Below are 11,917 nucleotides of genomic sequence, written 5' to 3' on the forward strand. Positions count from 1 at the left end.
GTGCAGGCGGCGGCGACCAGGGCAGCGATCGGCGGAGCCTCGGCACCGCCGGCGTAGGCGAGCGAGAGCAGTCCGCCCATGGAATGGCCGACGAGGACGACGGGTCCTTTGTCAGCGGCCGCGCGCACTGCGACGTCGATCGTGTGCAGCGCCTCGTGCAGCGTGAAATCCTCTTGCATCCGTGATCCGTGGCCGGGAAGGTCGACGGCGGTGAAGGCGTGTCCCCGCTCCTCGAGATAGACGGCCTGCGATCGCCACATCGTGGCCGAGGTGCGGATGCCGTGCACGAAGACGATCTGTGCGCTCACGGGTTCAGCATAAGGAAAGCGGGGCCGGTGGATGAACCACCGGCCCCGCTTCGACACGATTCGTGTCAGAGGGTGTTACTTCTCCCAGCCGACGTTCTCGACCGGGCTGATGCCGAACAGATCCAGACCCAGGTAGGGCTCAGGCGTCAGGTTGGCGAGACCCTCGCGGACCGTGTAGATCTGCGGTCCGTTGTACAGCGGGATGAGGCCCCAGCGCTTGTAGATCTCGGGCTCGAGCTTCATCGCGGCAGCGGTCTGTGCCTCGGGGTCGCTCTGCGACTCGACCTTGTCCTTGATCTCGGCGTCCAGCTCAGCGTCACCGACACCCGACAGGTTGAGACCCGAGTCCGAGCAGTACAGCTGGCAGAACCAGGCAGCACCGAAGGCGTCGGAGGACGTGAAGCGGAGCCCCGAGACGTCCCAGTTCTTCGACGTGTAGTCGTCGGAGAACTGGCTCGAAGGACGAACCTCGACCTTGACGTCGATGCCGACCGCCTTCTCCTGAGCCTGCAGCGACTGCGCGAGAGCCTTCTGCGTCGCGGAGTCGCTCCAGATCGGGTAGACGACGGAGAGCTTCACGCCGTCCTTTTCGCGGATGCCGTCGGAGCCCTCCTCCCAGCCTGCCTCGTCAAGGAGCTTCTTGGCGCCCTCGACGTCGAACTTCCAACCGGCCTCCTTCATGGAGTCGGAGTAGCCGGGCTGGAACGAGAACAGCGTCAGCGAACCGGCCGGGTCCTCCTTGTAGCCCAGGCCGTTCCAGGCGATCTGCTTCTGCTGGTCGATGTTGATGGCCTTGAAGAACGCCTCGCGGACCTTGACGTCCTCGAACTGCGGCTTGGTCGAGTCGACCTGGAGGATGGTGTTGGCCGTCTGCTGAGCGCGGTAGATCACGGCTCCATCGACGTCCTTCACCTGATCGATGAGCTCCTGCGATCCGGTCTCGGTCATGTCGACCTCGCCGTTCTTGAAGGCGTTGACGCCGGCGGGGTAGTCCATGCCCGTCATCGTGACCTTGTCGAGCAGCGGAGCGTCGCCCCACCACTCGGGGTTCGGCTTGAACGAGATGTAGCCCTTGGTGGCGTCGTACTCGTCGACCGTGTACGGACCTGCGCCCCACTCAGGGTGCGGGTTCTCGTTCATCGCCTCGTTGAACGCGGTCGGGTCGGCGAGGGCCGGGTGGATGACGCCGCCGTTGAACGGCATCTGCGGCCAGGCGAACTCGCCCTTGAACGTGACGATCGCAGTCTTCGCGGTGTCGCCCTGCTCGACGGACTCGATCTCCTTGTAGCCGTCGGTCGCGTTGGGGTTGAAGCCCTCGTCGTACGAGCGGTTGGCCTTCCACGTGGCGTCGATGGCAGTCCAGTCCATGTCGGTGCCGTCGTTCCAGTGCGCCTCGTCGGTGAACGTGAAGGTCAGCACGGTCTTGCCGTCCTTGACCTCGTTCTTCCACTCGGAGAGGTAGTTGTCGTTCTTGTACTGCGTGCCATCCGGCTTCATGAGGATGATCTGCGGCATGTACCAGGCGGCCACGCGCGTGGTGTTGGCGCTCGCATCGCTGTTGAAGGCGTTCAACTGGGCGGGGATCTCGGTGAGCGCGAAGTTGACCTCGCCGCCCTCCTTGAGGTTCTCGCGCGGCTGCGGGTTGTAGTTGGACATCTCGACCCCGGCGGCGTCGCCCTCGTCGTTCTTGTCGCCACTGCCGGTGTTGCCGGCAGCGCACCCGCTGAGTGCGAGTGCGAAAGCGCCGGTGAGTGCCAGCGCTCCCATCAGCTTGTACTGCTTCATGGTGCTCCTTTCGCCTTGCGGCGTGTCATAAGGGGAGAATAGTTCGCCGGGTGCACGAATGCGCCTGCGGCAAGTGAATCCGGACTAACCGTTACCGGACGGTGACCGTGGCCGATCAGGACGGGACGGCGCGGGACGTCGCCGTCGCCGGGTCGAACACGATCCGCTCGCGCGTGCGCTCGATATCGGGGTCCGGAACCGGGATCGCCGACAGCAGCGCCTTCGTATACGGGTGCTGGGGGTTGTCGAAGACGTCGTCGACGTCGCCGTGCTCGACGAAGTCGCCGAGGTACATGACTGCGACGCGGTCGGCGATGTGCCGGACCACGGACAGATCGTGCGCGACGAACAGATACGAGATGCCGAGTTCGACCTTGAGGTCGTCAAGGAGGTTGATCACGCCGGCCTGGATGGACACGTCGAGCGCGGAGACCGGCTCGTCGAGCACGAGGATCTTCGGGTTGGTGGAAAGAGCCCTGGCGATGCCGATGCGCTGGCGCTGGCCGCCGGAGAAGGCCTGCGGGAACCTGTCGCTGTGTGCGGGGTTAAGGCCGACGAGATCCATCAGCTCCTTGACCCGTCGATGAGCCTCGACCTTCGACGTGCCGATCGCTGACAGCGGCTCCGAGATGATGTCCGCAACCGTCATGCGGGGATCGAGCGCTCCCATCGGGTCCTGGAACACGATCTGGATGTCGCGACGCAGCGCGCGCTCCACCTTGTGACTGTGGATGTCGTTGACGCTCGTTCCGGCGATGATGATGTCGCCATCGGTCTGCTTCACCATGTCCATGATCTGCAGCAGTGTCGTCGTCTTGCCGGAACCGGACTCGCCGACGATGGCCAGGGTCTCACCTTCGCGCACGTCGAAGCTGATGCCCTTGATCGCGTGCACCTCGCCGACCTTGCGCTTCAGGAACGCGCCCTTGAGCAGGGGGAAGGTCTTGGTGAGGTTCTTCACCTCGAGCGTGATGGGTCGCTCCTCGCGGGGCAGGCGGGTCAGCGCGCTCTCCGGCGCTTCGCGCACCGGATACACCGGCAGGCCGCCGAGGAGGCCGCCATCGGTGATCTCGTTCGCGCGGATGCACGCGGCGCGGTGCTCCTCGCCGCCGCCGGTGAGCACAGGCAGCAGCTCGGGCTCACGCGTGCGGCAGGCGTCCATCACGATGGGGCAGCGGTCGGCGAACGGGCACGCATCCGGGAGGTTGATCAGCAGCGGCGGGTTGCCCTTGATCGGAGTGAGCGGCTCCTTCTCGGCCTTGTCCACGCGGGGGATCGCGCCGAGGAGGCCGATCGAATAGGGCATGCGCGTCTGATGGAAGAGCTCGCGCACCGGAGCCTGTTCGACGGGCTTGCCTGCGTACATGACCATCACGTCGTCTGCGGTGCGGGCGACGACGCCCATGTCGTGGGTGATCATCATGACAGCGGCGCCGGTCTCGGCCTGGGCCTTCTCGATCAGGTCGAGGATCTGCGCCTGGATCGTGACGTCGAGAGCCGTGGTGGGTTCGTCGGCGATGATCAGCTTCGGGTTGTTGGCCATCGCGATGGCGATGACGACACGCTGACGCATGCCCCCGGAGAACTCGTGCGGGAAGGACTTCATCCGCTTCTCGGGCTCGGTGATGCCGACGAGCTTCAGGAGCTCGATCGAACGCGCTGTCGCCTCCTTGATGCTGAGGCTGCGATGCACCGTCAGCGCTTCGATGAGCTGCGCGCCGATCGTGTACACGGGGGTGAGCGAGGTGAGCGGGTCTTGGAAGACCATGGCGATGCCGTTGCCGCGGATGGCCGAGAGCTGCGAGTCCGTCTTTCCCAGGAGTTCCTGACCGTCGAACACGATGGACCCTGAGACCTTGGCGTTCTCGTCGAGCAGTCCCATCACGGCGAGGGAGGTGACGGACTTGCCAGAACCCGACTCGCCGACGATCCCGAGGGTCTTTCCGGCTTCGAGGTCGAACGAGACGCCGCGGACAGCGTCGACCCTGCCGGCCTCGGAGGCGAAGCTGACCGTGAGGTCGCGGACGGAGAGTACAGGGCTCATGCGCGGCCTCCTGCAGCCGAAGTGGGATCGAGAGCGTCGCGCAGTCCGTCGGCGATGAGCGCCATCGAGACGGTGAGCAACGTGAGGATCAGAGCGGGGAAGTAGAACAGCCAGGGTGAGCTGGTGATCGTCGTGCTTCCCTCGCCGATCAGGGAGCCGAGCGAGACGTCGGGGATCTTGACGCCGAACCCGATGAACGAAAGGCCCGTCTCGGTCGTCACTGCGGCGACGATGCCCAGGGTGAAGTTGATCACCAGCAGCGAGCCTATGTTCGGGATCAGGTGACGCGTCACGATGCGCAGGCCACGCACGCCCATGTAGCGCGCCGCCTGCACGTACTCGCGCTCACGCAGCGAGAGCGTCATGGTCCAGATGATGCGGGCGGGGAAGAACCAACCGACGAAGATCATCACGAGCGCGATGACCCACCACACGCCACCGGAGTCGTTCGAGATGATCGACAGCAGCAGGAAGGTGGGGACCACCATCATGAAGTGGATGAACAGCAGAGCGAACCGCTCGAACCAGCCACCGAAGTAGGCGGCCGCCGTTCCCACGAGTGCGGAGAGCACCGTCGTGCCGACGGACACGGTGATGGCGATCATGAGCGATCGCTGCAGTCCCACGGCCGTCTGCGTGTATGTGTCGTTGCCGGCGCCGTTGGTGCCGAACCAGTGCGCAGCGGACGGCGGCTGGCTCAGCGCCAGGAAGTCCATGCTGTCGACGGCGTACGGAGACAGGAGAGGCCCCAGTGTCGAGAAGAGGACCAGCACGATGAGCACGACCACACCGCCCACAGCGGCCTTGTTGCGCATGAAGCGTCGCGTGTAGAGCGTCCACTTGGACAGCGACTTCCCCGTGGCGCGGTCCGCGGTCGGCGGGGCCGCTGGCGGCTCGACGAGAGGATCGATCATTTCGGCGGTCATGGTCAGCTCACCCTCACTCGCGGGTCGAGGACGACGACGACGATGTCGGCGAGCACTGCGCCGATCGCGGTCAGCACGGCGCCGAAGGCGGCGACGGCCACCACGCCGTTGATGTCGTTCTGGTTGATGGTGTCGAGGAAGTACCGGCCCATGCCCTGCCAGGCGAAGATCTGCTCGGTCAGGATCGCGCCGGTGAAGATCGTGGGGATCGTGAAGGCGACCTGTGTCGCGACCGGGATGAGCGAGGTGCGAAGCGCGTGCTTTCGGACGGCTTGCGCCTTCGTGAGGCCCTTGGCGCGGGCGGTGCGCACGTAGTCGGCGTTGATGTTGTCGAGCAGGAGCGACCGCTGCAGGAAGTGGTACTGGGCGTAGCCGACGATCACGAGCGCGATCGTGGGAAGTGTCAGGTGCTGCAGGGTGTCGATGATGACGGGGAAGAATCCGGTCACGCCGGGACTCGATGAACCGGTGACGTAGAAGATCCGCACCCCGGTCCACTCGTTGAGCGAGATCGCGAGGAGGACCACGCCGAGACCGGCCACGATGATGTTCAGGTTCATCGTGATGATCGATGTCGCCTGCCCGATGCGGTCGGCGAGCTTGTACTGCCGTGAGGCCGTGTAGACACCGAGCCAGATACCGAGCAGCGCGGCGATGATCGTCGCACCGAGCACGAGTTCGGCGCTGACCCACATGCGGTAAGACACCTGTTCGTTGACCGACTGGCCCGTGGGGCTCAGGCCCCAGTCCCACCGGAACAGGATGCTGCTGAACCAGTTCCACCAGCGCTCCATGAGCGGAACGCTGTCGCTGAGGTTGCGTGGGATCAGGACGTTGTCGATCTGCTCCGGGGTGAGCGGAGGTCGGCGCCCGACATAGTTGCTGCGCGGATCGAGGAAGCCCCACGCCAGGAAGAACGTGAGGTTCGTGGCGACCACGATCATGAGCAGCCAGCCGAGTGCTCGGCGCAAGAGGTACTTGATCAAGGGGGGTAAGTCTTTCTCTTCTACAGGCGCGCTCGGGATCTGCCGACGCAACGCTGAGTCAGTTGGATACACAATCGCCATCCACCGAACTCTGCGACGCGACGACCATCACGGGGTGTATGACGGAGTCTTATCGCTTGCGGGATCCGGTGTCACGGATTTTCCCTGGCAACTTCGGGAGACTATCACCGGTATGGCCGAATCGGGGATTAGCCTCGCCTGACCGTACAATCGAGTGGACATGTCCCCACGCGCTCTCACTCCTCTTCAGCCTGCTGCGACGCCGGCTGCGCAGATCCGTAATTTCTGCATCATCGCCCACATCGACCACGGCAAGTCGACGCTCGCCGACCGCATGCTCCAGATCACGGGCGTCGTCTCGGATCGCGACATGCGCGCGCAGTACCTCGACCGTATGGACATCGAGCGTGAGCGCGGCATCACCATCAAGAGCCAGGCGGTCAGGATGCCCTGGGAGCTGGATGGGCAGACCGTCGCGTTGAACATGATCGACACCCCGGGTCACGTCGACTTCACGTACGAGGTGTCCCGGTCCCTCGCCGCCTGCGAGGGAGCCATCCTGCTCGTCGACGCCGCACAGGGCATCGAAGCGCAGACCCTCGCCAACCTGTACCTCGCGCTCGAGAACGATCTCCACATCATCCCGGTGCTGAACAAGATCGACCTCCCGGCGGCCGACCCGGAGAAGTACGCGAAGGAGCTGGCCTCCCTCATCGGCGGGAAGCCGGAGGATGTGCTGCGGGTCTCCGGTAAGACCGGCGCCGGCGTGGAGGACCTGCTCGACAGGCTCGTCCAGGAGATCCCGGCGCCGAGGGGTGACGCGGATGCTCCGGCCCGCGCCATGATCTTCGACTCGGTCTATGACGCGTACCGCGGCGTCGTCACGTACGTCCGCATGATCGACGGCAGCCTGTCGCCCCGCGAGCGCATCCAGATGATGTCGACAGGCGCGAACCACGAGGCTCTCGAGGTCGGCGTGTCCAGCCCGGAACCGACTCCCACCAAGGGGCTCGGGGTCGGTGAGGTCGGCTACCTCATCACCGGCGTGAAGGACGTCCGTCTCTCCAAGGTCGGCGACACGATCACGAACGCCCGCAAGCCCGCATCCGAAGCGCTCCCCGGATACACCGACCCGAAACCGATGGTGTTCTCGGGCATCTACCCGATCGACGGCAGCGACTATGCGGAGCTCCGCGAGGCCCTGGACAAGCTGAAGCTCTCCGATGCCTCCCTGCAGTACGAGCCGGAGACCTCGGTCGCCCTCGGGTTCGGATTCCGCTGCGGCTTCCTCGGACTCCTGCACCTGGAGATCGTGACCGAGCGTCTTGCGCGGGAGTTCGGACTCGATCTCATCACCACGGCGCCCAGCGTGATCTACGAGGTGCTCACGAGCGACACCGGCGAGACCGTCACCGTCACGAACCCGAGCGAGTACCCCGATGGGCGCATCGGCTCGGTGTCGGAGCCCATGGTCAAGGCGGCCATCCTGTTGCCCAAGGACTACGTCGGCACCGTCATGGAGCTGTGCCAGTCGCGTCGAGGCACGTTGCTCGGCATGGAGTACTTCTCCGAGGAGCGCGTCGAGCTGCGCTACAACATGCCGCTCGGCGAGATCGTCTTCGACTTCTTCGATCAGCTGAAGTCGAAGACCCAGGGGTATGCGTCGCTCGACTACGAGCCCTCAGGGCAGCAGGAAGCCGACCTGGTGAAGGTCGACATCCTCCTGCAGGGGGAGAAGGTCGATGCCTTCAGTTCGATCGTGCACCGCGACAAGGCCTACGCCTACGGCACGATGATGGCGGAGCGGCTGCGCAAGCTCATCCCTCGCCAGCAGTTCGAGGTGCCGATCCAGGCCGCGATCGGCGCACGCATCATCGCCCGCGAGACGATCCGCGCGATCCGCAAGGACGTGCTGGCCAAGTGCTACGGCGGTGACATCACCCGCAAGCGCAAGCTCCTCGAGAAGCAGAAGGAGGGCAAGAAGCGCATGAAGATGGTGGGCCGTGTCGAGGTGCCGCAGGAGGCGTTCATCGCTGCGCTCTCCGGCGATGTCGAAGGCAAGGAAAAGAAGTAACCGGTGCCGTTCCCGGCGTATGAGCGGGGGATGACGCGCGGCCCGATCCGCGCGGTGCCGAAGGGGATGCGCCTCTCCGAGCGTTCAACGGTCGTCGGCCCTGCCGCGCGAACTGCGGTCGCCGCGCTGGTGAGCTCGTGGGATTTCAAGCGCCGTGCGGGATTCGAAGTCCCTGTCGGTGCGCCTGCCGCAGGCGTCGAGGGCGTGCTCGCGAAGCGTCTGCTCGGTATTCGATTCGTGGAGCCCGTACGGGTCGTATGGGCGGATGAGAACGGCTTCGGCTACGAAACCCGTCCTGGGCATCCGATCTACGGCGAGGAGTCGTTCCTGATCGACGAGCACGGCGTTTTCGTCGCGCGATCGGTCTCGCGTCCTTCGACGTGGTTCTGGCGATTGCTGGCGCCGGCGCTCCTGCTGCTGCAGCGAGCCACGCACGACCGGTATGTCCGCATCGTTCAGGATGAGGCGGGGGCGTCGTCGGTCTCGCGCTGAGCCACGATGTGACGCTCCGCGGCGCGTGGGGGTGTTCGCTCAGGTAACCCGAAGTAGGGTGGAAGTCATGCGGCGCGGGACTTTCCGAGACGACACGGTGGACTATGCGGCCGTGGGTGCGACCCATGCTCCGGATCTGATGCAGTACCCGCCGGAGCGCAGCATCCCGGCGGAGGAATCCTGGCGGATCGGCAGCGGGATCGAACGCTTCCAGACCGCCGGCGAAGCGCTTCTGTCGTGGACGGCACAGCGCGCTGCCGGCCTGACGGTCGAAGACGTGCGCCCCGCACCGGGACCTGCCTATGCGGGCGTGAGCTTCGACGCCGAGGGCAACCCGATCGCTCCGAGCAAGCGCGACGTCGAGCAGCGCTACGACGCGGAGGGCATGCCGTTCGTCGGCGCGGGGATGACCCTGCACCTCCGCGGGCGCGTCGCGGGCATGCGCGCCGACTCCGAGCTCCGCGTGATCTCCGTCACGGAGGAGACCCGTCGTGTCGGGTTCGTCCTCGGAACCGTCGGCGGATCGGTGGTCAGCGGAGAAGAGTCGTTCGACGTTGACTGGCGTGAAGACAACGACGAGGTGTGGTTCACCGTGCGCGCCTTCGACGCGCCGAACGGCCTGCTCTACCGCACGATCCCCGCTCTCGTGAAGCGTCGCCGCCGCGAGCTCTTCGCGCGCTATCTTCGGGCGATCTCCCCGCTGTACGCGACTCCCGTCTGATGGCGGGACCACTTCCTCTCGGAGACCCCGCCCCGGCGGACGGACGCTTGCCCGCAGATCTTCGGATCGATGAGCATGTGCCGTTCTCCGCCTACCTGCACATCCCGTTCTGCACCGTGCGCTGCGGCTACTGCGACTTCAACACGTACACCTCGACCGAGCTGCGCGGGGCGAAGCAGGAGGACTACGCGTCGACGTTGATCGCGGAGATCGCCCTCGCTCGTCGAGTGCTGGATGACGCGGGAGCGCTGCGGCCGATGGACACCGTGTTCTTCGGCGGCGGTACTCCCACGCTTCTCCCCGCCGGCGACCTCGCACGCATGCTCGGAGCGGCGACAGATGCGTTCGGCCTGGCAGCGGGCGCGGAGGTCACGGTCGAGGCGAACCCCGACACGGTGACGCTCGATGTGGCGCACACCTTGGCACGAGCAGGAGTCACGAGGATGTCGGTCGGCATGCAGTCTGCCGTTCCCCACGTGCTCGCCGCCCTCGATCGCACGCACCGCCCGGAGAACGTGCGCACGGCCGTCGCCGCCGCGAAGGATGCGGGCCTTGCCGTGAGCGTGGACCTGATCTACGGCGCACCGGGGGAGTCCCTCGCCGACTGGCAGGCGTCGCTCGATGCCGCACTCGCGCTGGAGCCGGACCACATCTCGGCCTACGCGCTCATCATCGAAGACGGAACCAAGCTCGCGCGTCAGATCCGCCGCGGGGAGGTGCCGACCCCCGACGACGATCTCCAGGCCGACATGTACGAGCTCGCCGACGGCCGACTCGCTGCCGGCGGCTTCGACTGGTACGAGGTGAGCAACTGGGCGCGCACGCCCGATCGTCGCTCCCGACACAACCTCGCGTATTGGCGGGGGAACGACTGGTGGGGCTTCGGTCCCGGAGCGCACAGCCACGTGGCCGGTCTGCGCTGGTGGAACGTGAAGCACCCCGCGGCGTACGCCCAGCGCCTTGCCGCATCCGAGTCGCCGGCAGCAGGCACGGAGCGTCCGGACGACGACTCGCGCACGCTCGAGCGGATCCTGCTGCTCAGCCGCATCCGCGAGGGGATCGCGATCGACGACGTCCCGAGGGCGAACAGGAGCAGGGTCGCCGGACTCATCGCCGACGGTCTCGTCGAACCACTCGCAGCGCTTCAAGGGCGCGTGCAGCTGACGCTACGCGGTCGCCTGCTCGCCGATGCCGTCGTCCGCGAACTGACCGACTGAAGGCTGAAGCGTCCGTCACCCGGGGAGCAGATCCATCGCCGCCGCACGCCTCTGGGGCACCGTCGTGCTCCTGGCGTCGAACACCCGCGTGAGGCGATCGTCACCGTAGGCCGGCCAGCCAGGATCGCCCGACGTCACGAACCCGACCCACGACGCGTTCATCTCGGCGGCGAGATCACGCGGAGCGTCGGGACCTGCCAGACGGGCGGCTTCCTCGTCATCGAGGCGATCGAACACGAACCCGAGCTCGAGCGCGTGTGCCGCGCGGAGATCGCGGACGGGACTCGGCCAGGCGAACTCGTAGACGTGCGTCTTCTCCGGACGCGCGGCTGCCACCCGGCTCAACGGAGCACGCAGCATCACGTCCGTGACGAGCTGCCCCAGGATCTCTCCAGCGCCGGCGTCGGGGAACGCGGATCGATAGGCCGCCACCGCACGTCGAGGGACGCGGGAGAGCAGTCGCGCGGCTTGCAGCTTGAACTCTCCGATGCCTGCCAGCACCTCCGGTGGGAACCAGAGCCGATACTCGTCGGTGTTGCTCCCGATGAGTAGCGGCGTGTCGATCTCGCGAAGCACCTCATGCGGTGACCGGGGAAGGCTCTCGGGGTCGATCGCCAACTGGAACGCCGGAGCCCCGCCGAGGGGAGACGATCCGGCGGATTGAGCTTTCCGTGCGTCCAACAGCTTCTCGGGCATCAGAGCGGCGAAAGAGACGCGGTCGGCTCGTACTCCGAGTCGCTTCGCGAGTCGAGCCGTCACACGTCCGGCCTTCTTCGGAGTCTGCGCCTGGAGTGGTCCGGACTCGATGATGGCGCGACTGATGAGTGCGCGGGAGTCCGCCCGAGCGAGGAGTCCGGCGACGATGGCTCCACCGGCGGACTCGCCCATCGCCGTTATCCGTGTCGGGTCGCCGCCGAGAGCGGCGACCTCACGGTGCACCCACTCGAGGGCCGCAGCCGCATCGCGCAGGCCGAGGTTCCGTGGGGCGCCCTCCAAGACGGAGAACCCCTCCGAGCCGAGTCGGTAGTTGATCGACACGAAGACGATTCCCGCCTGCGCGAAGACCGCGCCGTCATAGAGCGGAAGAGCGGCGGTGCCGCGTTCGAGCGCGCCGCCGTGGATCCAGAGCAGCACGGGGGCGCCGGAGGCGCCGGACGGAGCCCAGACGTTCGCCGTGAGGATGTCGTCTCCGTCGATCCGCACCGAGCCGAGCAGCTCGCCGATGGCGCCCGCATACGGAACCTGAGGCGGAGTGGGGCCGAACTCCAGTGCGTCGCGCACGCCGTCCCAGGTCGCGACAGGCTGCGGCTCGCGGAACCTGTGCTCGCCGAACGGCGCCATGG

Annotated in this window: 10 protein-coding genes; 4 read left to right on the forward strand and 6 right to left on the reverse strand. The window is 66.3% G+C overall.

Translation table 11 applies throughout. The features are described from left to right. From AX744_RS13265 to AX744_RS13285, 5 genes are all read right to left on the reverse strand, one after another. Nucleotides 1–308, reverse strand: a 308-nt coding sequence (locus tag AX744_RS13265) for an alpha/beta hydrolase (protein ID WP_157543612.1), incomplete at its 3' end; no start/stop codon positions are given. Nucleotides 309–383: 75 nt separating this feature from the next. Next, a complete protein-coding gene (locus AX744_RS13270; protein WP_058631391.1) occupies nt 384–2,093 on the reverse strand; it encodes an ABC transporter family substrate-binding protein in 1,710 nt (569 codons plus the stop codon). Between the two features lie 115 nt (nt 2,094–2,208). Further along, nucleotides 2,209–4,137, reverse strand: a complete 1,929-nt coding sequence (locus AX744_RS13275; RefSeq protein ID WP_058631390.1) for an ABC transporter ATP-binding protein — start codon at nt 4,135–4,137, stop codon at nt 2,209–2,211. After that, nucleotides 4,134–5,063 (reverse strand): ABC transporter permease, encoded by a 930-nt coding sequence (locus AX744_RS13280; RefSeq protein WP_058631389.1) that lies wholly within the window; start codon nt 5,061–5,063, stop codon nt 4,134–4,136. The genes AX744_RS13275 and AX744_RS13280 overlap by 4 nt, the downstream gene beginning before the upstream one ends. A gap of 2 nt (nt 5,064–5,065) precedes the next feature. Continuing rightward, nucleotides 5,066–6,049 carry an ABC transporter permease gene (locus AX744_RS13285; RefSeq protein WP_058631388.1) on the reverse strand — a complete coding sequence of 328 codons (984 nt, stop codon included), beginning with the start codon at nt 6,047–6,049 and terminating at the stop codon, nt 5,066–5,068. 241 nt (nt 6,050–6,290) lie between these two features. On the opposite strand from AX744_RS13285, the gene lepA reads away from it, so the two are divergent. From lepA to hemW, 4 genes are all read left to right on the forward strand, one after another. Further along, entirely contained in the window at nt 6,291–8,144 is a 1,854-nt protein-coding gene (gene lepA, locus AX744_RS13290) for a translation elongation factor 4 (RefSeq protein ID WP_058631387.1), read from the forward strand. A 30-nt stretch (nt 8,145–8,174) separates the two neighbouring features. After that, complete coding sequence (locus AX744_RS13295) at nt 8,175–8,636, forward strand: DUF1990 family protein (protein WP_058631386.1); 462 nt, start codon at nt 8,175–8,177, stop codon at nt 8,634–8,636. Nucleotides 8,637–8,703: 67 nt separating this feature from the next. Further along, nucleotides 8,704–9,357, forward strand: coding sequence for a DUF1990 family protein (locus tag AX744_RS13300; RefSeq protein WP_046749203.1), 654 nt, complete (start codon nt 8,704–8,706; stop codon nt 9,355–9,357). Continuing rightward, entirely contained in the window at nt 9,357–10,574 is a 1,218-nt protein-coding gene (gene hemW / locus AX744_RS13305; protein ID WP_061017380.1) for a radical SAM family heme chaperone HemW, read from the forward strand. Before AX744_RS13300 ends, hemW begins: the two co-directional genes overlap by 1 nt. Before the next feature lie 15 nt (nt 10,575–10,589). On the opposite strand, the gene AX744_RS13310 is transcribed toward hemW, so the two are convergent. Further along, on the reverse strand, nt 10,590–11,917 hold a 1,328-nt coding region (locus AX744_RS13310; RefSeq protein ID WP_061017382.1), incomplete at its 5' end, for a carboxylesterase/lipase family protein.

It is taken from the genome of Microbacterium sp. CCH5-D1, assembly GCF_001557335.1.
Taxonomy (GTDB): domain Bacteria; phylum Actinomycetota; class Actinomycetes; order Actinomycetales; family Microbacteriaceae; genus Microbacterium; species Microbacterium oxydans.